The sequence below is a fragment of the Larkinella sp. C7 genome, from assembly GCF_006149005.1.
Lineage (GTDB): Bacteria > Bacteroidota > Bacteroidia > Cytophagales > Spirosomataceae > Larkinella.
The window spans coordinates 442,368-463,741 of the sequence record NZ_VBSL01000005.1; the positions used below are offsets into that span (position 1 = coordinate 442,368).

General features: G+C 53.0%; 20 protein-coding genes. 11 read left to right on the top strand and 9 right to left on the bottom strand.

The annotated features are described in order from the left end of the window. Positions 1-28 precede the first annotated feature (28 nt). Together FH871_RS15435 and FH871_RS15440 are read left to right on the top strand one after the other, a co-directional pair. Complete coding sequence (locus FH871_RS15435; RefSeq protein ID WP_114404947.1) at positions 29-250, top strand: hypothetical protein; 222 nt, start codon at positions 29-31, stop codon at positions 248-250. 83 nt (positions 251-333) lie between these two features. Further along, complete coding sequence (locus FH871_RS15440; RefSeq protein ID WP_138992309.1) at positions 334-1,131, top strand: TIGR02757 family protein; 798 nt, start codon at positions 334-336, stop codon at positions 1,129-1,131. Positions 1,132-1,143: 12 nt separating this feature from the next. Here FH871_RS15440 and FH871_RS15445 read toward each other — a convergent pair whose 3' ends face one another. Beyond that, on the bottom strand, positions 1,144-1,977 hold the full coding sequence (locus tag FH871_RS15445; RefSeq protein WP_138992310.1) for a hypothetical protein: 834 nt from the start codon (positions 1,975-1,977) through the stop codon (positions 1,144-1,146). 165 nt (positions 1,978-2,142) lie between these two features. Next, positions 2,143-3,243 carry an acyloxyacyl hydrolase gene (locus tag FH871_RS15450; protein WP_138992311.1) on the bottom strand — a complete coding sequence of 367 codons (1,101 nt, stop codon included), beginning with the start codon at positions 3,241-3,243 and terminating at the stop codon, positions 2,143-2,145. Between the two features lie 269 nt (positions 3,244-3,512). On the opposite strand from FH871_RS15450, the gene FH871_RS15455 reads away from it, so the two are divergent. Continuing rightward, positions 3,513-4,478 (top strand): aldose 1-epimerase, encoded by a 966-nt coding sequence (locus tag FH871_RS15455; protein ID WP_138992312.1) that lies wholly within the window; start codon positions 3,513-3,515, stop codon positions 4,476-4,478. 69 nt (positions 4,479-4,547) lie between these two features. On the opposite strand, the gene FH871_RS15460 is transcribed toward FH871_RS15455, so the two are convergent. Beyond that, positions 4,548-6,080: an aldehyde dehydrogenase family protein gene (locus FH871_RS15460; protein WP_138992313.1), complete on the bottom strand. Its 1,533-nt coding sequence runs from the start codon at positions 6,078-6,080 to the stop codon at positions 4,548-4,550. Positions 6,081-6,289: 209 nt separating this feature from the next. On the opposite strand from FH871_RS15460, the gene FH871_RS15465 reads away from it, so the two are divergent. Together FH871_RS15465 and FH871_RS15470 are read left to right on the top strand one after the other, a co-directional pair. Next, positions 6,290-7,000 carry a hypothetical protein gene (locus FH871_RS15465; protein ID WP_138992314.1) on the top strand — a complete coding sequence of 237 codons (711 nt, stop codon included), beginning with the start codon at positions 6,290-6,292 and terminating at the stop codon, positions 6,998-7,000. 88 nt (positions 7,001-7,088) lie between these two features. Beyond that, positions 7,089-8,708 carry a hypothetical protein gene (locus tag FH871_RS15470; RefSeq protein ID WP_138992315.1) on the top strand — a complete coding sequence of 540 codons (1,620 nt, stop codon included), beginning with the start codon at positions 7,089-7,091 and terminating at the stop codon, positions 8,706-8,708. Positions 8,709-8,813: 105 nt separating this feature from the next. Here FH871_RS15470 and FH871_RS15475 read toward each other — a convergent pair whose 3' ends face one another. From FH871_RS15475 to FH871_RS15485, 3 genes are all read right to left on the bottom strand, one after another. Beyond that, positions 8,814-9,974, bottom strand: coding sequence for a PepSY domain-containing protein (locus tag FH871_RS15475; protein WP_138992316.1), 1,161 nt, complete (start codon positions 9,972-9,974; stop codon positions 8,814-8,816). A gap of 12 nt (positions 9,975-9,986) precedes the next feature. Further along, a complete protein-coding gene (locus tag FH871_RS15480) occupies positions 9,987-12,311 on the bottom strand; it encodes a TonB-dependent receptor (protein WP_229317319.1) in 2,325 nt (774 codons plus the stop codon). 207 nt (positions 12,312-12,518) lie between these two features. Continuing rightward, complete coding sequence (locus FH871_RS15485) at positions 12,519-13,109, bottom strand: DNA-3-methyladenine glycosylase (protein ID WP_138992318.1); 591 nt, start codon at positions 13,107-13,109, stop codon at positions 12,519-12,521. 213 nt (positions 13,110-13,322) lie between these two features. On the opposite strand from FH871_RS15485, the gene FH871_RS15490 reads away from it, so the two are divergent. Further along, entirely contained in the window at positions 13,323-14,375 is a 1,053-nt protein-coding gene (locus tag FH871_RS15490; RefSeq protein WP_138992319.1) for a saccharopine dehydrogenase C-terminal domain-containing protein, read from the top strand. Between the two features lie 54 nt (positions 14,376-14,429). On the opposite strand, the gene FH871_RS15495 is transcribed toward FH871_RS15490, so the two are convergent. After that, positions 14,430-15,320, bottom strand: a complete 891-nt coding sequence (locus FH871_RS15495) for a YicC/YloC family endoribonuclease (protein WP_114404960.1) — start codon at positions 15,318-15,320, stop codon at positions 14,430-14,432. Between the two features lie 6 nt (positions 15,321-15,326). Then, entirely contained in the window at positions 15,327-16,487 is a 1,161-nt protein-coding gene (pdxA, locus tag FH871_RS15500) for a 4-hydroxythreonine-4-phosphate dehydrogenase PdxA (RefSeq protein ID WP_138992320.1), read from the bottom strand. Positions 16,488-16,644: 157 nt separating this feature from the next. Between pdxA and FH871_RS15505 the strand changes: the two genes are divergently transcribed. From FH871_RS15505 to FH871_RS15525, 5 genes are all read left to right on the top strand, one after another. Beyond that, positions 16,645-17,622: an NAD(P)-dependent oxidoreductase gene (locus FH871_RS15505; protein ID WP_138992321.1), complete on the top strand. Its 978-nt coding sequence runs from the start codon at positions 16,645-16,647 to the stop codon at positions 17,620-17,622. Next, positions 17,619-18,464 (top strand): serine hydrolase, encoded by an 846-nt coding sequence (locus FH871_RS15510; RefSeq protein WP_138992322.1) that lies wholly within the window; start codon positions 17,619-17,621, stop codon positions 18,462-18,464. Before FH871_RS15505 ends, FH871_RS15510 begins: the two co-directional genes overlap by 4 nt. Position 18,465: 1 nt before the next feature. Further along, the gene (locus tag FH871_RS15515) at positions 18,466-19,158 is read left to right on the top strand and encodes a uracil-DNA glycosylase family protein (RefSeq protein ID WP_138992323.1); all 693 of its coding nucleotides are present in this window, start codon (positions 18,466-18,468) and stop codon (positions 19,156-19,158) included. 101 nt (positions 19,159-19,259) lie between these two features. Next, positions 19,260-19,796: a CD225/dispanin family protein gene (locus FH871_RS15520; protein WP_138992324.1), complete on the top strand. Its 537-nt coding sequence runs from the start codon at positions 19,260-19,262 to the stop codon at positions 19,794-19,796. Positions 19,797-19,836: 40 nt separating this feature from the next. Further along, positions 19,837-20,163: a DUF2752 domain-containing protein gene (locus FH871_RS15525; RefSeq protein WP_138992325.1), complete on the top strand. Its 327-nt coding sequence runs from the start codon at positions 19,837-19,839 to the stop codon at positions 20,161-20,163. Here the strand turns inward: FH871_RS15525 and FH871_RS15530 are convergent, their stop codons facing one another. Further along, positions 20,164-21,315 carry a BamA/TamA family outer membrane protein gene (locus FH871_RS15530; protein ID WP_229317321.1) on the bottom strand — a complete coding sequence of 384 codons (1,152 nt, stop codon included), beginning with the start codon at positions 21,313-21,315 and terminating at the stop codon, positions 20,164-20,166. Positions 21,316-21,374: the final 59 nt, after the last annotated feature.

Consider the following 21,374-nt stretch of genomic DNA (forward strand, 5'->3'; position numbering starts at 1 on the left):
CATTCATTATTCGCTATTCAAAGTACCCATGCTTACACCAGAACAAAAAGCCGAACGCATTGCCCGCCGGCACAAAGAACGGGAAGAGAAGATGAAGGCAACCACGGGCTACAAGGTCTGGAGTACCGTTTTTACCCTTTCCTACCCGATCATTGCCTTATTTACGGCCCTGTTTTCCGTCGTTGTTTCGTTTTTTTCCAAGATCTCACAAGGTGTGGTTTACGTGTTGAGTGGCGGAAAAAGTAAATAATAGCCTGCCCATCCGAAATTTTCCGGCGCATTCAGAAGCCCATTCGAATGCTGCCGTCTGCCTGTGTAGTTCAAACCGCCCTCATGTACGATTCCGTATCCGTAAAAGAATTACTCGACCGAAAAGTCGGGCAGTATAACCAGCGTTCGTTTATCGAAAAAGATCCCATCAGCATTCCGCACCGGTTCAGCCGGCGGCAGGACATCGAAATTATGGGATTCTGGGCTGCCGTACTGGCCTGGGGACAACGTCCGGTCATTCTCAAAAAAGCCAGCGACCTGATCGACCGCATGGACGGCGCACCCTACGATTTTGTGCGGAACCACCAGGACACTGATCTGAAGCGGTTTTTAGACTTCAAACACCGCACGTTCAACGCGACGGATACCTTGTATTTCCTGCATTTCTTTCGCCAGTTTTACCAGCGCCACGAAACCCTGGAGGATGCTTTCATACCTGCCTGCAACCTCGAACAAAGACCAAATGAGGTCAACTGGCACCCGGCAGGGATCTTCCTGGAAACGTTTCACAACCGGTTTTGCGACGATCCTTTTTTTCCGGATCGGACCCGCAAGCACATCGCCACGCCCACCCGAAATTCGTCCTGCAAACGGCTGAACATGTTTCTGCGCTGGATGGTCCGGCGCGATGAACAGGGCGTCGACTTCGGCCTCTGGAACCGCATCCGGCCGGAGCAACTCATCATTCCCATCGACGTACATGTGGAGCGTGTGGCCCGGAAACTGGGGCTCCTGGATCGTCCTCAAACCGACTGGAAAGCCGCCCTTGCGTTAACCGAAACCCTGAAACAATTTGATCCGGCCGATCCGGTAAAATACGATTTTGCCCTGTTTGGGCTGGGTGTGGAAGGCGAAATGTAAGCCCGGTTTGGGTTACTCCAGTTTTAATCCGGGAAGATCGATCTGGTGAATAAACCACCAGTTGTTCTCATTTCCGTAACAAACCAACTTTCCCTTGTTGGTAAACAACGGTTTTTTGTCTTTCTCCCGTCCATAATGAAGGGCCAGGTGAACGGTTCCCTTCCGTTGGTTTTCGTTTAGATCAATACCTTCGATCGTCCAGCCGACAAGCAAATAGTTGTGCAGATAGGCCCGGTAGGTATCAAACTTTACAATCACATGCCGATACAAATCCTCCAGCGGATTGTTGTTGATGTAGAAATGAGGAGACAGGCAGCTTTCCAGTCGCTCATAATCATGCTCGAATAAACCAGTGAGCAATTCGTCAGCAATAAAAATACAGGAGTGCGTATAATCCGGACAATAATAATTGTAGTCGATGCTGTAACTGATGCCCGGCAATCGAATTTCTTTAACTTCCCGCTTAAAAACCATTTCGGTCAGGAACGAGTACAATTTCCGGTCGTCCGCGTTGCTGTGTGGATCTGATATGGCAATTTCAATTCCGTTGTGGGCCAGCAACAGCAGAAGCCGATCGACTTCCCGACTCACCTGACTATCCGACAACTCATGGGATGGCCGATAAACCGGGCGTCCGATGAAGTCATAAATCGGGAGGGTTCGGGCGGTGAGCGATAGCTGGTAGTAGAGTAAGTTATGCCTCCTTTCCTTATAGTCTACAACCTCTTTCGGTAATCGTCCTTCTCCAAACACAGCCTCCCGTTCCAGGGCCTGTTTGAGCTGACTGATTTCGTTATGCGCTTTGTATATTTCATCGGGGGAAAGCACTTCTTCGGATGCAAACACGGCGAACGACAATTTTAGGTAGTTACATAGTATAGCATTGCTTACTAAATACTATATGATGAAAAACCTCAAAAGTCACATTTTCTCTTTTCATTTCATTAAATAATTATTCTTACCCCCTGATTGCGGACCAGTGTTGAAAACGACGGGCGTTCCGGTGGTGGTCTACAGGCTGTAACCCGCCATCACGCTAAATCCTTTCGTATTCTCACCGTAGGCTTTCACACTCATACCGGCCGTGATTCCGTTGCGTAGCCGGTAGAGCAGGTTATAACGCTGATAGGATGCCGGTTTATACCATTGGGGCCGAATAATGTTCCAGCCGTGGTGGGCCGCAAAAATAAAACGTCCCTGCCAGAATTCGTAACCTGCCAGAATGGTCCCCTGACGGGCATCGGTAACGCGGCCTCTTGTCCAGGTCATGACCTGTTCCTTGAAATACCGGTCGTCCACCAGTTCGAAGCCCGCCGAAAAGGCATGGTTTCGCGTCACCCGGTACCCTCCCACCACATTCACACCAAATACCGGCAACGTCATCTCCGGCTTTGTATCCGTTTCAGGCAATACCCGCACCGACCCCATCATCAAAACCCGGCTCATCCACCGCCGGGTTAAGGGGGCGGGAACCCACAGGCGGGTGTCGGGAAAAACCGCCGGATGCAATTGGTATTGTGCTCCCAGAGCGATGGTCGGAACATTCATGCCCTGGTTGGGCAATCGCGTACCGGCGTTGGAAATATGGTTGTAGGTAGCACCGAGCGTCAGATCCCACTGCTTCGTCAGCCGGTAGTGGCCCGTAAAACTGGCGGCAATTAAAGCACTGACGGGCATGCTGAAGTGGTCATTGGTCGGATTGTCAACAGGGTCGTAAACCCGGGTCAGGTACGTGAGTCCGGCCAGGCCCCGAACCGAAAAATACAACCGGCTGCGGTAATTGATCAGGGGTTCAAAAAACAGACCGGCGCCCATCGTGCGTCCCAGCGGATCGGGATTGCGGAACGTGATGTAGTTGATATAACCCCCCACCTGCGCAAAACACTGGCAATTTTCCCAGGCCCGCCGACGCAAACTTACCTGACTATAAGCCAGTTCAACGCCGATTGGAGTTTGCCGGGAAGCCGGAACAACTTGATTGGATTTTGAGATTCCCTGCTGCCAGGTTAAACCAAATTGCCGCTGAGCCGTTAAAGTATCTGTGCCTACCTGTCCGAACGCCGACGACATTAACCCCGGTAAAAGCACGAGGAGCCTGTAAAAATTCCGCATAAATACTTGTCTTACAAATATTTTTTTAATTGCTATTTTTCAACAAGTTACATGCCATTTTCTATCTTTTAAAAGTTATTTTATTCAAGGTGAACACTTTATTATTTAGTACTATTTGTCATGGCTTTAATCCAAAAAAAGTCCATTTCGGGGGGACTCCCAGCGGACTGAAGCCCTACAAAAATAAAAAGTGTCTATCTTCGTATTTCCGGTTTAGTATACAAAGCGTACCCGACTATCCCCAGTTGACATCTTAATCGAATCGAAAAATGCCTTTTGAAATCCACCACCAGCCTTTTGGCGCCTTTACCGAATATTCCATTCAAAACGTCGAAACCGGCGAATTTGTCAGCCTGCTGCCCGCCCACGGTGCCATGGTCCGGCAACTGGTGCTGCGTCACCAGCGCTCAACCCAAGAGTCCAAACTGGTTTCACTCATCCGGGCTCCCAAATCGCAGCAGGCGGTGCTGGCCGACGAAACCCACGCCAGCGCCCTGCTTTTCCCGTTTCCCAGCCGCATCCGGCACGGTATTTATGCTTTTGAGGGTGAAATGTTTACCCTCCCGATGAATGAAGCCCACCACGATAACGCCATTCACGGTTTTGTCTTTGGAAAAGCCTTTGAACTGTATGGGCAGGAAATCAGCGAATCGGAAGCTTCGCTGACGCTCCGCTACCTCCACGACGGCTCCTACCCCGGCTACCCCTTTCCGTTTGAATTCCGAATCCGCTATACCCTGTCATCAGCCGGCCTGACGGTGACTTACGAAGCCCGGAATACCGGTAACCGAACCGCCCCTGTCAGCTTTGGCTGGCACCCCTACTTTACCCTGAACGAAGAACCCGTCGACCAACTGACCATTGAATTACCGGCCGCCAAGCAGGTTTTGCTGGACGACCGTCTGCTACCGGTTGGCGAAGAAATCTTCGAACAGAAAGGTGAACTGTCGCTCCGCGATCGGGTGCTGGATGCCGCATTTATCGTTGAAGAAAACAACGGAGCGGGTGTCACGACGGTTTTGCGGTCGGCCCAACAAGGGCTGCAACTGAATGTCTGGCAGGAAACCGGCCCAGGAAAATTCAAGTATCTGGTTGTGTATACCCCCGTTGGACGCGACAACATCGCCATCGAATCGCTCACCAGCAACGTCAACGCCCTCAACAACGGCCAGGGTCTTATCGTTCTGGAACCCAACGAAGTGGCCAAAGGCACTATTCGGGTTAGTTTGAGTTAAGAGTGATGAGTTAAGAGTTGGCTGACGCATTCAATGGCTCAGGCCAACTCTTAACTCTTAACTCTTAACTCATAATTCAAATTTAATCCCCTGCGCCAGCGGCAGTGTGGTTCCGTAGTTGATGGTGTTGGTTTGACGGCGCATGTAGGCTTTCCAGGAATCGGAGCCGGATTCGCGACCACCCCCGGTTTCTTTTTCCCCCCCGAAGGCCCCACCGATTTCGGCACCCGATGTGCCAATGTTCACGTTCGCAATGCCGCAATCCGAACCGGCGGCTGAAAGAAACCGCTCGGCTTCGCGCAAATTGAGCGTAAAAACCGCTGATGACAAGCCCTGCGGAACGCCGTTTTGCAGCGCGATGGCTTCTTCCAGCGTCTGGTATTTCAGCAAATACAAGATCGGCGCAAACGTCTCGTGCTGAACAATTTCGGTCTGCGCGGGCATCTCGGCAATGGCGGGCCGGACGTAACAGCCCGATTCGAAAGCGGGACCTTCCAGTACTTCACCATCGATCAGCAACCGCCCCCCCTGCTCCTTGATCTGAAACAGGGCCGATTGATACCCCGACACAGCCGCCCGGTCGATCAGCGGCCCAACGTGGTTTTGTTCCTCCAGCGGATTTCCAATGCGAAGCTGTCCGTAGGCTTTTACCAGACGCTGTTTGACATCCTCATAAACCGACTCCTGAATAATCAGCCGTCGCGTGGACGTACACCGCTGGCCGGCAGTACCCACCGCCCCAAACACAATGGCGGGAATGGCGACGTTCAGGTCGGCATGTTGCGAAATAATAATGGCGTTGTTTCCGCCCAGTTCGAGCAAATACCGGCCCAGCCGCCCGGCAACGGTTTGCGCCATCGCCTTGCCCATGCGCGTGGAACCGGTGGCCGACACCAGTGCAATCCGCGGGTCTTCCGCCAGCCACGCGCCTACCTCACGCCCCCCCGTTATCAGACACGAAACGCCTTCCGGAACCTCGTTTTGCTCCAGCACGTCTTTGATAATCTGCTGACACGCCAAAGCCGTGAGGGGTGTTTTTTCCGACGGTTTCCAGATGCAGACGTTGCCACAGACCCAGGCCAGCATCGCGTTCCACGACCAAACCGCCACCGGAAAATTAAAGGCCGAAATAATACCCACGACACCCAGCGGATGCCACTGTTCATACATCCGGTGGTCGGGGCGCTCGCTGTGCATGGTTTGGCCGTAGAGCTGTCGCGACTGACCCACGGCAAAATCGCAGATGTCGATAATTTCCTGAACCTCACCCATCCCCTCCTGCAGAGATTTTCCCATTTCGTAGCTAACGAGCGTGCCGAGTTCTTTTTTATACTGCCGGAATTGTTCACCCATCTGTCTGACAATCTCGCCCCGTTTCGGTGCCGGAACGCTCCGCCATTCCAGGAATGCTGCCCGGGCGGTTTCCACCACCTGGTCGTAGTCTTCGTGCGTGGTGGGAAAAACGCGGGCCATCAATTGGCCGTCGACGGGTGAATACGAATCCAGCAGGTGTTCTTCCGCTGCTGAGTGCCAAAAAGCCTGGCCGGTACTGGTGCCCGACATCAGCGGCTGTGTTTTTAGTTTTTGAAGGAATTGTTGCATACCGGTAATTTATTCAAAAGCCATCCGTTTGACACACCAAACGTTAACGCGGCTAATTTGTAAACAAAATTATTATAAAGGAACCCGCTAATGTGATAAATATTTTTCTGCCCCGACCAATTACTAATATTTCATATCCATTTCAATTTTGTTGTCTGATAATTGCTTAACTTCCGATAATAAATCTGCTTACTAACCAATAAGTGCGTATGAATAAACCAGTTACAGCTTTTTTACTATTCATTTTAATCACCACCAGCGCGATGCGTTTAGCCGCACAATCGGTTCGTGATTCCATCCGATTACAACCCGCTCCGTACGCCATTGGTTTGCAGGTGGGCTCAACCGGTCTGGGGATTCAACTCGCCAAAAGCCTCCGCCCCGACGCCCGGATTGTGGGTCGTGTCGGCGTCAGTTACTTTGCTTACGACGGTGTTTTCCGGGTAAAAGCCGGGGAGGGCAAGCTGAACATCACGCCCGATCTGGTGGTGGGTATTGCGCTGGCGTCCGTCAAGTGGCACCCGTTCAAGGGCAACCAGCTATTCGTCACCGGAGGAGCTGGCTATACGTGGCGGCCCGATTTGACCGCCAATGTAATTGCCGAGGGCAAAGTAAAATTCGGTGGCATTGAGATTTCGGAAGAAAACGTTGGTGTGGTCAACGCTTCCCTGAAGTGGAACAGTATGCTGGGCTACGCCGGTTTCGGTTACGGCCGCTCGACGCCCATCCGCCGGTTGGGTTTTGCGGTGGAGTTAGGCGCGTATTACCTCGGTTCACCCAAAGTCGATCTGCAATACACCGGTTTTCTGGAAACCACCACCATCGACGAACAAATACCGGTTATTCAGCAAAATCTAAAAAGTTATCGTTTTCTACCCTCTCTTCAATTTTTATTGACCTACGGTTTATTCAGAAGATAGACGAAAGAAAAGAGACCACTTTCCCGTATGCGGAACGGTTGCGTCTTTCCTCTCTTGTCTCTCCTCTTTATTCTAAATTTATCTCCTTATGAAACGTTTGTTATCAATGGTATGTGTGCTGGTGGTAGGGTTGCTCGATGCATGCCAGAATCCGGTCGAAAATGTTGAACTCAAATTTAAAGACCCGCTGGCGGTAGCCGTTCAGGTCAAATACACGATTCCAGCGGGGTTGACACCCGATAAATTAACCGTCAAAATTGCGGGGCCGGACGCCGAAAAAATTGTTACGACGCTCAATACCAAAAAATTCAAACTGACTTCCGACGGCAAATTGTTCCTGTGTTTGTCGCCCTCCACAACGGTCTCACCCACGGCTCCGATTCGGTTCAACATCGTGACCCTGGCCGATGAGCTGGTCGATAACATTCAGGAAATCAGGCTGGAAAACACAACACCCCGCAACCTGACCATCCCGTTGCTAAGTACGAAAAACAACGCCGAACCCGCTCAACAATCGTTCAAGAGCAGCGACAACGGGACGGTGCAAACGGCGGCTACGGTGCAGACGAAAGCCGAACCCAACGTGACCCAGGCGACCGTCACGGTGCCACAGGGCAGTGAGGTGAAAGACGTAGCCGGCCAGCCGGTGGGTGGCGACCTGACCGTAACGGCCGATCCCATCAACAACAGTTCCACGCCAAAGGCGGTTTCTGAATTACCGGGCAACGGCATCATCAACGCATCGACGCCCGCCGGTGGTTTTCTCGGCAATCAGCAGGTGCTTTCAGTAGCCGGTGGAGCCCACATAACGGTCTATAACGACGAGTATCAACTCGCGAAAACGTTTTCGAAACCGATCCGGATTTCCTTTGCCCTCAATTCGCAGATGATGAACCCGACACTGGGACGAAACATCCAGCCGGGAGATGTCATTCCGTTGTTCAGCTTCGATGAAGTTGCCAATAAATGGACGCGGGAAGAACCCGGCAAGGTGCAGCGGGCGGCCAATGGCAGCCTGGAATACGCGGCCGACATCAGCCACCTTTCACTCTGGGTGGCGGCTTTCACCGAAGAAGTTTGCGAAGATGGCCCAACGTTCAAATTTGTCAGTAACTACCCCGACCGCAGCCCGGCCTACCGTGTGGAAGCCATCGACCAGGACGGCAACATCGTGGTACGCGCCGGAAATCCGCTCACCTTTTCCACGGCCATCAACAACGGCAGTTCGGTTCGGCTGACCAACCTGAAAAGAGGGTTGAGAATCCGGCTTCGGTTGTACGACAATGCCAGCAAAGCCTACGTGTCGCCCGAAATCGACGCCTGTGCCAACAGCGAGGTCTCGTTCGATCTGAAAGCGGTTCCCTACACGCCACTGCCGCCCGCAGCGCCCGACAGCCGGCGGGAAGTGACCATTTTCTTCAACTTCAAGTGCGGCCCCAATGGTGTGAATCCGGACAAATTGCCGTTTAAAGTCCTGTATGCACAATACAGGGCAGCCGGTAGCCAGGACGACTGGCAGGACCTGCCCACGCTGGCGTTTCCTTCGCTCAGTGCGAAAGTGATGATCCAGCTCAACAAGGCGTATGACCTGAGAGCCGGTTCCATTCCGGATCGCCTGGATATTGAAATCAACAATTACACCGTCACCAGCACAAGCTGGCCAATTAACTTCACGACGGAAGAAAGTAAACAGTATTGCAATCCGTAAGGTAGGGGAATGCTGAATGTAAAATGATGAATGCTGAATGTAAAAGTGTTTCAGAGCGCCTGACTACTTTTCCATTCAGCATTCTCTTTTTATCCTGTCAACCGCTCAAACCGCCTGAGCCTTCGCTACGCGCCGTTGCGGTTTGAGAACCTTTTTCTTCCGGCGTCCCCACCAGATGATGAAGCCGGTAACAGGCAAACTGGCGCAGATCAGGCTGGCACAGAAGGCCAGAATTTTGCCGGGTAAACTCAGAATGGCTCCCACGTGAATATCGTAGTTCATCCGCCGGAGTTTGTCGCCAAAACCGGCCGTTGCGTATTCACCAAAATAAGGCCCTTCGCCGGTTAACGCTTTTAGCGTGTATTGATCGAAGGTGTAATAATCCGTTTTGTAATACGTGCCGGGTCGGTGATTGATCGAAACCGATATGGATTCCGAGGCTCGTTCAGGACAGGAAATATACAGACTGGCGGTTTCGGTTTTGTTCTTGTAAAACTGTTGCCAAAGCCGGTCGGTGGGGTTTGCATACCGCCGGGCCTGGGTCGAGTCCGACAAAGGAAGCTGGTAGTCCGGCATGGTTTTCCCGCCCGAGGTCGTCCAGTAAATCGAATTGCCCAGCCACTGGATTCCGAAGATCATCCCGGTTATGGCCAGCACCAGTGAAATGAACAGGGCGTAAAAACCGGGCACGTTGTGAAGGTCGTAATTGACCCGGCGCCATTGGGCTTTCCACTTGACTTTGAAGCTCTTATCCCGATTGGACCGACTCCATTTCTTCGGCCACCACAGCACCATTCCGGTAATCAGCAGGATCGTAAAAACCAATGTGCCATACGCCACGACCGGTTGCCCGATTTCTTCCGGCAACCACAAATAATAATGCCCGTGGAGAATGAAATGAAAGAAATCCGTCTCCTCATCCACCACGCTCAACACCTCGCCGGTGTACGGATTCAGATACACCTGAACGTAATAATCGGGATTTACGCCGTAAAAAGGCACGTTGACGCTGTGGCCCAACGCCCCGTAATTGACGCCTTTCGCCGGTTTTCCCGGAACCTGTTTCTCCGCAATAGCCTGTAATCGGGAAGGCGGCAAGACGACGCCATTGGCTACCGGCTCAACATACTGAAACGGGCGAACGATGCTTTTGATTTCCTGCTCAAAGGCCAGAATACAGCCCGTGATCGCCACCACAAACACCAAAAGCCCGGACGCCAGTCCGAGCCAGAGGTGTAGTTTTCCAACTATCTTTTTTACCGTCATTCGATCAACCTGTCAAAATTTATACCCTAAACTCAACCGGAAATTGCGGGGTGCTTCGGCCTGCCAGTAATAGGCTTTGCTCCAGGCATAATAAGCCCCCGAATACAGATACGCGTCCAGAATATTGTTCACATTCAGCGCAACACTCACGCGGTTATTCTGCCAGGAAATAGCGCCATCCAGCCGGAATGTGTTGGGCATCGTCGGCTTGTCATCGACGGCATCCGAAAACCAGCCGTAGCGGTCGAGTTGCCACTGATACCCGAGCGAAGCACCCAATCCCTGCAAGACACCCTTCCGCAAGCGATGCGACAGCCAGGCGTTGGTCACGTGTTTGCTAAAACCGGGAACCGGCAGACCCACGTTTTCCGACTTCGTATCTTTCGTAATTTTGCCATCGGTGTAGGCGTAATTGATCACCAGATTCATGCCGGGCAACAGTTCGCCCCGTACGTCCACTTCAACCCCTTTGGTCTGGGTCTCGCCCAGTTGAATCGAATAGTTGGGATTGGTCGGATCGGTGGTCAACACGTTGTTTTTCGTGATCTGATAGACCGAAACCGTCGAGTTCCAGCGACCGTCGGCCCAGTCTTTCTTCAAACCGGCTTCGAGGTTGTTGCCCGTAATCGGATCGAAGGCTCTGCCCTGCCGGTCGGCACCCGACTGCGGCACAAAAGCCTGATCGTACAAGGCGTAAATTGAAGTCTGTTTGTTGATCGAACCGCTGATCCCGACGCGGGGGGTGAACTTCGTTTCATTCGTTCCGACCCCATACTGGCTGTCTTTCACCGACGTCAGCCGACCCGCCAGCGTCAACCGAATCCGGTCCTGCCAGAACCGAAGTTCATCCTGCACGTATAAACCCGTGAACGACTGACTCATGACGTTGACGCCGGCACGGGCCCGCAGACTGGCCGAACGGTCGAACTTCGGAATCAGGTGGGCGGGCAGGTAATAATTCGGCGAATTGGAGTTGAACACGAAAGTGCTGTCGTAGAGCGGAAAACTCTGACCCCAGTCGGCCATGTATTTCTTGTTTCCCAAATCCAGCCCGCCCAGAATCCGGTGGACTACCGGGCCGGTCGTTACTTCGCCATTGACAAAAATCTGCCCAAACTTGCTTTCGTTGGCGGCATCCCAGATCCCGTTGTAGCTGTAAATCCGCCCGTCGGTTTTCGCCGAATCGGCCCAGAGCGAACTGCCCACCTGGTTGAAATTGAAATACGCCAGTTGACCCGTCAGTTTCCAGTTGTCACTGATCTGGTGCTCAAAAATCAGGAAAGCACTGTGGTCATGAATAACCGTCGGATCGAGGTTGGCAAAGGAGTTGGTCGCATTGCGGGGCTGTCTGGCCAGGCCGTTGGCGTCGAATACGTACGCGGAACCAATCGCCGACATCTGGGAATACTGGTAGGTATATTCGGCCGTAATCGACGTCTGCTCATTGATTTTGTACTTCACCACCGGCGCAATCGTATACCGGTTATTGAACTCAAAATCCCGGTGCGAGCCTTTCGACTGCCCCATCACGTTCAGTCGATACAACAGGCGGTTGTCCTGGCTCAGTTTCCCGTCCAGATCGAGGGTGGCGCGGTACGTATCAAAACTTCCGACCGCGAAGGCCGCTTCCCCACGGGTCACACCGGTCGGTTTTTTGGTCACGACGTTGTAAAAGCCACTCGGTTCGCCGTTGGCCATCATAAACCCGGCCGGACCTTTCACAAACTCGATCCGTTCCACCATCGACAGATCTTCCGCCAGCGGCCCCCAGGTCGATTGCACGTTCATCCCGTTGCGGAAGGGAGCCACCCGCGATCCGCGCATGTTCAGCCGGGCGTAATTGTCCCAGTGTTCCTGCCGGGTGACGCCACTGACGTTTCGGGAAACGCCTTCCAGCATGTCGAAAATCTGTTGATCGGCGAGCAACTGCCGGTTTACCACCTGAATGTTTTGCGGCACTTCCAGCAAGGGTGTTTTCAGGCGCAGACTGGATGAAGGAACGTCGGTTTTATACGTATTTTTCCCTTCGACCACTACCTCATCGAGTTGTTCGGCGTTTTCGAGCACGGTCAGATCAGGCACCTGGGTGGTTTCACCGGCCGTCACCGTCACAGCCTGGCGAATGCGGGCATGACCCACCCGGCTGATGACCAACACCTGCGGACCAGCCGGAACATTCGGGATGAGGTATTCGCCGGATTCATTGGTAAGGGTTCCCAGGCGGGTTCCCGCCACGCGAATGTTGACCTGCGCCAGTGGCCGGGCATCCGCCGTGCGGGTTTTTCCGGTAATCGAACCGGTATTTTGAGCCCTTGCCGAAAAGCAAAACAGACTCATACAGAGCACAGAAAGGGGTATAAAGAGACGGATTGTTAACGTAGATCTGGTCATTACGATTGTATTCACAAATATTATTTAGACTAATTATTGATTACAAAGGTATATCTGAACTGATTGCGGCCCAATATTTTCATCAAAATTTTAGTCGAATTTGGCAAAAACGGGCTAGAGCCCGTAAAAAGCGCCTTTTATCTTGCCAGGAACTTACGGCTTACTGACAAACCGGTTGCCTTTTACATAGAACCGGTAGGGCAACTCGGCACCCTGTGTGATGCCGATTCGCGTTGTCGTCACCAGTTCGAAGTTATTCAGTTGGCTGGGGCGAATGTAAATACGGGATTCACTGAGCGACAGAAAGTTGTGATCCCGCGAGATGCCCATGGCAATCACCAGTTTGCCGGGGCCGCTGGTCAGTCCGCGCAAACCGGCTTTGGTAGCGGGATCGAGGTTCCGCCGTTGGCCCATCAGATCGATGCCTTCGGTGGGTTCGAGCGCCCGAATCAGAACGGCCTCCCCCACATCTTCCGGCCCCGTGACGACGTTCAGGCAATGGTAAAAACCGTAGATCAGATACACGTACAGCGTTCCCGCCGGACCGAACATGGCGGCATTGCGGGCGGTTTTGCGTCGATAGGCGTGGCAGGCCGGATCACCGGTCAGGTAGGCTTCGGTTTCCACAATGATGCCCGCCGTGATTCCTTCCGGGCTTTCGTGAACCAGTTCGCAGCCCAGCAAACGCCGGGAGAGCGTGATGGTATCGTGATTTTCGTAAAAGTCGGGGGGTAGTTTATTCATCGGTATGGTAACGGCTAAATAGGCAAGCTGTTTAAAATTTTGGATAGGAACACGGATGGAACGGATCAAAAAACTGATTTTTATTTTAATCCGCGTAAATCTGTTCTATCCGTTATATCCGTGTTCCTATTCCGTTGCGAAGTAGGCCTGATTTTCTAGAAATGAGATCCAGTGCGTATATTGGCCCAATTACGGAGCTTAGCAAACGATAGCATGAAAAAAGTTCTTGTGGTTGGCATGGGAAAAGTCGGCTCGCTGGTCGGTATTCTCCTCAACAAACGCTTCACCGTAACCGGTTTTGAAAAACTACCACCGGTCTACGATCTTCCCTTCCCGGTCATTTCCGGTGACGTTTCCGACGAAGCCACGCTCCGGCAAACGCTGGCCGGTTTCGACGCCGTGGTCTCCTGCCTGCCCTACAACCTGAACCTGCCGATTGCCACCACCGCCTGGCAGTTGGGCCTTCATTATTTCGACCTGACGGAAGACGTTCCGACCACCACCGCCATTCGTCTGATGGCCGAAACCGCCAAAGCCGTTATGGCACCGCAGTGTGGGCTGGCACCGGGCCTGATCGGCATCGTTGGGGCTGACCTCGCCAAACGGTTCACCAAACTCCGGGATATCGAACTGCGCGTGGGCGCTCTGCCGCGCTACCCGAACGGTTTGCTGGGCTATTCGTTTACATGGTCGCCCGCCGGGGTGATCAATGAATACCTGAACGATTGCGAAGTGATTTCAAACGGCGTTTTCAAAACCGTCCCGGCCCTCGACGGCATCGAAGTGATCAACATCGAAGGGCAGGAATTCGAAGCCTTCAGCACCTCCGGCGGCCTGGGAACCATGTGTGAAACCTACGCCGGACAGGTCGATACGCTGAACTACAAGACTATTCGCTACCCTGGTCACGCCAAACTGATGCGGTTTTTGTTGTACGAACTGATTCTGAAAGATAAACGCGTGCTGGTCGAGCAGATTCTGACCGAAGCCAAACCGCCCGTGCAGGCCGATGTGGTCTATGTGTATGCCGTGGTCGAAGGCTGGAAAGGAGCGGTTCTCGAACGCGAAGAGTTTTACCGGGCCTATCATCCCCGCGAAATCGACGGAAAACCCTGGCGGGCCATCTCCTGGACCACCGCCGGATCGGTAGCCGCTGTCGTTGAACTGGTGGCCGACGGTTTACTGCCCCAAAAAGGTTTCATCAAACAGGAAGACATTCCGTTCGAGCGCTTGCTGGCAACCCAGAACGGAGCGTTTTTTAAATAGCCCTGACAGGGTCTTCGACCGTATCGACGGCCCGGCGCTGTCAGGGCCTGCATTTTAAATTACATTCAGCGTCTGCTCCTTGATTTTCTCCAGTTCATCTTTCATCTGCACCACCAGCCGCTGAATGGCGGCATCGTTGGCTTTGGAACCGATGGTGTTGATTTCCCGGCCAATCTCCTGCGCGATGAAATTAAGTTTTTTCCCATTGGCTTCTTCAGCCGCGAGCACTTCCATGAAATAGCTCAGGTGGTTTTTCAAGCGAACTTTTTCTTCCGAAATGTCGAATTTCTCGATGTAATAAATCAGCTCCTGCTCAAACCGGTTCTGGTCAAATTCGTCACTGCCCATCAATTCGACGACCATGCTGCGAACCCGTTCGCGAACGGCGGGGATGCGCTTCACATCCTGCACCTCGATCAGCGTCAGGCGGTCGGTAATGATCTGGATATATTCTCTGAACTTGATTTCCAGGCCATTGCCCTCCTGCTGCCGAAATTCGTCGCATTTCCGAACGGCTTCCAGGGCAGTCAACTGAATCAGCTCCCAATCACTGGCGGCCGTATCCGACGCACTGGAGGCTTCGGAATTGAAGGCGTTGGGCTGTTGCAAAGCCAGTTTGAACAGATCACCATCCGACACATCCAGTAAAAATCCCTGTGAAGTTTCGCGGAGGTCTTTCAGATAAGCTTCGATCAGCGGGCGGTTTACGGTCACGCCCGGCCGAACATCCGACAGGCGGGTCACATTCAGCGACAGTTCCACTTTGCCGCGCTCCAGTTTCTGCGTGAGCAGATTTCGCAATTCAACTTCTTTATCGGAGAATACCCTCGGTAACCGGCAATAAATATCCAGAAACTTAGAATTCAACGTTTTTACTTCAGCAGTTACCGTCAGCCCGTTGGCTTCCTGGGTGGCACTGCCGAACCCGGTCATCGATTTTAGCATAATTTTTTAAGCAGACTGCTCACTTATTTTACCACTTGGCGTTTTCTTATTCAAGGCATTCCGTTCAATTTCCGCCATTTCTTTGCGGTATTTCGACACATCGCAGGCCACATAAATCGCCTGAATCATCGACGTTTCGTCGGCCAGGTTTTTCCCGGCAATATCATACGCCGTGCCGTGGTCGGGTGAGGTGCGAACCACCGGCATCCCGGCCGTAAAATTGACGCCCTCGTCGAACGCAATGGTTTTGAAGGGAATCAACCCCTGATCGTGGTACATGGCCAGCACGGCATCGTACTTGCGATACGCCCGGGTTCCGAAAAAACCGTCCGACGCAAACGGCCCGTAAATCAACTGTCCCTTGTTGCGCAGTTCCTGAATCAGCGGTTTCAGAATTTCCTGTTCCTCATTGCCCAGCAATCCTTCTTCGCCCGCGTGCGGGTTGAGCCCCAGCACCGCAATGCGCGGTTTTCGGACGCCAAAATCGCCCCGTAAGGATTGATACATCAACTGAAGTTTCTGCAACACTTTCTCTTTGGTGATGTTCGAGCGGATGCGACCCAGCGGAATGTGGCCCGTTACGACACCAACCCGCAACACGTCACTCACCAGAAACATCAGGTTTTCTTTCACCCCAAAGGCTTCGGCAAAATATTCGGTATGACCCGGAAATTGGAAGGTTTCGGTCTGGATGTTATTTTTATTGATCGGAGCCGTCACAATGGCGTCCAGATGACCCGCTTTGAGGTCTTCTGTGGCCCGTTGCAAACACGCCAGCGCGGCCTGTCCGGCTTCGGGTGTCACTTTTCCCGGCTGAACTTCCTGCCCCTGTCGATCACCCCCTGGGTTTCCACCCTGATCGTTCCAGCAGGTGATGACGTTCGTAAACTTCGGATTGGCCTGTCCAACCTGCTGAATCCCGTTCAGGTTCCAGTCTTTCAACGACAGGCCACTTTGCTGCAACATATTCCGATAGCGGTTCAGGACGCGCATCGAACCGTAGATAACCGGCGTGCAGATTTTCTGCAAGCGATTGTGTTGCAGGGCTTTCAGAATGACTTCCGGCCCAATCCCATTGTAATCCCCGAGGGTGATTCCGATGACTGGCCGACGGGTTTGGGGTTCCGGTTGGCGTTCGTTATTTTTCTCCGATTGGCGCGGTTCCATTTAAGTTATTAGTTTCGCCCTTGTGTTCGATTGAACGATGAACAACGCCTGCTGAACAGCGGTTTTTCTGCCCGAAGCACCTTGCAAGCGTTCTCAGATCGTGTTCATTAGTCATGGTTCATGGCTCATTTTTTTGCAAGTTACAAAAACCATACGGATGTCCCAGATTCAACCCATAATCCTGATTGCCGACGAAATGCACCCCTCGCTGTTTCCCATGCTCGAACAGGCGGGGTTTGCCTTTCGGTATGAACCCAAAATTTCGCGAAGTGCGCTGATCGAGCAGATTGCCGATTACGAGGGGCTACTGATCCGGAGCAAAACGCCGGTCGATGCCGAAGTGCTGGAAGCGGCCCAACGGCTTCTTTTTATCGGCCGCGCCGGTGCCGGACTTGATCTGATCGATCTTGAGCTGGCCCATCAGCGAAACATTCACGTCTTCCACGCGGGGGAAGGCAATCGCGATGCGGTGGCCGAACATACCGTGGGCATGTTGCTGGGCTTGCTGGCCAACATTGCCAAAGGTGACCGGGAAGTGCGCCGGGGCGTTTGGGATCGCGAAGGAAACCGGGGCTACGAACTGGGCAGCCTGACCGTCGGCATCGTCGGGTTTGGCAACAACGGCCGGGCTACGGCGCGTCGGCTCAGCGGTTTTGGATGCCGGGTATTGTGTTACGACAAATACCTGACGCAGTATGCCGGAGCCTACGCCCAGGAAGCCGAAATGGAACAAATTCTGGAAGAAGCCGATGTGCTGAGCCTCCACGTTCCGCTGACCGACGAAACCCGGATGATGATCGGTGATGCGTTTATCGAACGCGTCGAAAAGCCGTTTTTTCTGATCAATATTGCCCGGGGCGAAATCGTGTCCCTGCCCGCCCTGGTGCGGGGTCTGGAAAGCGGAAAAGTCCGGGGGGCCTGTCTGGATGTACTGGAAAATGAAAAACTGGCTAAACTGACGCCCGATCAACAGACGGCTTTTGATTACCTGCGAAATTCGGACCGGGTTTTGCTGACGCCCCATGTGGCGGGCTGGACCCACGAAAGTTACGTTCGCATCAATGAGGTGCTGGTGACCCAACTGAAAACCGTACTTCCCAACCAACCTGACTTAAACATTCATTCCAGGAAATGACCCTTGTTTTTCGCTCCACGCTCTTTCTCGTTTTCTCCCTCTTTCTGGCTCCCATTTTGGCAACGGCCCAGCTTCTGCCCGAAAAATTAACCGGTTATCTCCAAAAATTACCGGCTCAGGCGCAGGTGAATGTAGCCTTTGAATCATTGACCGACGACACCCGGTTTTTTCATCGGCCCGACGAACTGGTTCCCTCGGCCAGCGTCATCAAAATTCCGATCATGATCGAAACGATGGAACAGGTAAAAGCCGGAAAATTCGATCTTGAAAAAGTCCATGTGCTGCTGGCGTCGGAGAAAACCGGTGGTTCGGGCGTTTTGCAAACCTATCCCGACGAGAGCAAACTCACCAACCTGGAGGTCCTGACCCTGATGATGATCCGCAGCGACAATTCCGCCACCAACATCCTGATCCGGGAACTGGGTATGGACAACATCAACCGCCGAATGCAAACGCTGGGCCTCACGCAGAGCCGGTTAAACCGGGTGATGATGGATACGCTTGCCGCTAAACAGGGTCGGGAAAACCGGGTAACTGCCCGGGAAATGAACCTGCTACTGAAGAAAATCTACCGCAACGAAGTGGCGACACCGGCCCTCTGCGCCCAGATGATCGACATTCTGAAACGCAATGCAGACCAAACGACGTTCCGGCTGTTTTTACCCAAATCGGCTGTCATTGCCCACAAAACCGGGGAACTTACCTACGTCCGGGGGGATGCCGGTATTTTTTACGTCACCAGGCCCTTTCTGCTCTCGGTTTTTGTGCAGGGCACCACCACCCCGGAAGCCGAAAAAATCATTGGCGAAATCGCGGCCATTTGCTACAACCAGTATCTGTGAAATGGAAACCTTTGCCGACCGCGCGATTGCCTATTACCTGGGCTTGAAAAAACCGACGAACCTCCCGCTCGGGGTCAGTGCGCTCAATCCGTACGAGCAACCGGAAGTACAAGCTATTGTCAACCAGTTTTTTACCACCTATTTTTCGGATAACGCGCCCCGGGTGTACATCCTGGGCATCAACCCCGGACGCTTTGGCGCCGGGGTAACGGGCATCTCGTTTACCACGCCCCAAAATCTCCGGAAATATTGCGGAATCGACAACGATCTGCCGCCTTCACCGGAACTTTCGAGTCGGTTTATTTACCAGATTGTCGAAGCCTTCGGCGGTGCAAAAGCCTTTTACGGGCAATTCTTCCTGACGTCGCTTTACCCACTGGCCCTGGTGAAAGATGGAAAAAACTACAATTTTTACGACGATAAAGCGACAACTGTCACCCTCTGGCCCGCCATTGCCGATACCGTCCGAACACAACTTTTATTCGACCAATCCGGTCTGGAGAAAAACCGGCGGGTGGCGGTTTGTCTGGGGCGAAAAAATGAAGCGTTCCTTCAAAAACTTAACAAAGAGCACCGGTTTTTCGAACAAATCGTAACCCTCGATCATCCACGCTATATTCTGCAATACCGCAGCCGGGACATCGAATCGTATGTCGATCGGTACGTGCGCACGCTGGCCGATTGCCTTTCATAAAAAAAGGAGGGCCGGAAGACGCATCAATCGACATCTTTTTCTATCTTTCAAACGGCTAGTTTTTTGAGGATCAATCCCCAACCATTCCTTCCTTTTTCTACATGAAACAATACTACTACCTGGAGGGCAACCAGCAGCTCGGCCCGTTTACCCTGGAAGAACTGCGGTCGAAGCCCCTCAAACCGGACACCAAAGTCTGGACGCAGGGCCTGCCCGACTGGGTTGCGGCCCAAACCGTTCCCGAAATCAACGAATGGCTTTCCCGCCCACAAGCGCCACCGGTTTACCCGGTTCAACCCCCAACGCCAAACCCACCGGCGTATCAGCCTTTTCAGGAGTCGTACACGCCGAATCAACCGCTGTCGGCTGGTCTGGGCAACCGGCCCAAAACCTGGCTGGTGGAGTCCATTCTGGTCACGCTTTTCTGTTGTCTGCCCTTCGGCATCGCCGGGATTGTCAATGCCTCCAATGTTGAAACCCGCTACAGCAACGGTGATTTTGTGGGCGCACAACGCGCTTCCGAAGAAGCCGCCAAGTGGACCAAAGTGAGCTTTTTTGTGTCCATCGGTTTTTGGGTGCTGTATTTGGCGGCCATCTTCATCGGTATTCTCAGTGGGGTCTCCAACTCGTTTTTTTAACCGATCCGGACCCGTTATCCTCCTGTTTTTGCTAACTGGCATGGCAGGGCTCTATTTCTGGTTCGATCCGGCCCGGGTGTCGTTTTTTCCGCCCTGCCCCTTCCGGTTTCTGACGGGTCTGGACTGTCCGGGATGCGGTTCGCAGCGCTGTTTCCACCAGTTGATGCACGGCAACCTTCGGCAGGCTTATCACCACAATCCGTTGCTGGTTGCATCACTCCCCTACGTTCTAACGGGACTGGTGCTGGAATACACACCTTTGCGGAAAAGCCAGGCCGGTTTTCACCAGCGGTTCTACGGCAAAACCGCCAGCCTGATTGTGCTGGGAATCGTGCTCATTTACTGGATCGGAAGAAATGTGGTCTGACTAAAACGCTTCCCCCAGCGAGATGTAAAAGCCGGTGCCTTCGCGGGTGACGCCCAGATCGGCCCGCAGAAAAACGTCTTTTTTCTGGAAGAACAAAAACCGGACGCCCCCGCCCGCAGCCCACCGGACCTGATCGACCTGAAACGATCGAATGGTGGGCGAAACCGTGCCTAAACCGGCAAATACCGTTGCCCCCCAGCGTTTGCTGAAACCGAACGGAAGCCACCGTACTTCGGCCTGCCCCGCCAGCACATTCTTGTCGCGATAACGCCCCAGGTAATAACCGCGCATGAGCGATTCGCCACCAATCAAACCCAGGTTATTGAACGGAATATCGCCGGTCATGAACGTACCGGCCAATTGGAGGGCCAGCACCCGGTTGGGGCGGCCCAGTGGCCGAAACAGGCGGCTGTCGAGCACCACACTCCGGTATTTAAAATCACTGCCGAAGCCGGGCTGATACCACAAAATACCCGTTTCCAGAAATCCCCCTTTTCGAACATTCAGGACATTTTTCCGGTCGTCATATACCACTGCCGCGCCCAGCCCCATCGTGGTGGAGCCTTCATACCCCAGTGGCAAGTCAAAATGGGGTTTGTTTTCCGTTTCGAACGAAACGCGTCCAATGTTCTGAAAATCGGCTTCGGCACCGGCATACCAGTTGTTTTTAACCTGCCGAAGAATACGCTGGCGAATCTGAACATAATTGGAATTGACCAGCACCGGATTGCCCGACGAGGTGGATGGCCCAATGCCGTAGTAGAGCAGCGGAAACTGTTGGTAGCGCGCTCGTCCCAGAAAAAAATACCGGTTTTTATTGGTATAAGCCGCATTTTCGAGCAGTGCACCGAACTGACCCCGGAACGTAACGAAGGTATAGAGAACGATCTCGCTGAGCCGGTTGACGACCGTGTCTTTTTTGGCATAGAACAATGAAAACGTGCGAATCCCAATCTCCACACTCGTTTCAGGCGCAAAACCGGCGGTGGGGAAAATCAGTAATTTTGACGTAGCGGCCGAAGAAGTATCGTTCAGGACCCGTTTTACATACCGAACGAGCGAACCCTGCGCCCAGGCAGATGAAACCGTTAAACCAAAAACCAGTACCAGTAAACTACTTTTCAGGTGGATTCCCATCGTTCGTTTTTGCATTCACCTCTTATAACTGGAAAAACCGCCAGAATGATTGAGGGTTCCAGCCGAAACACCGA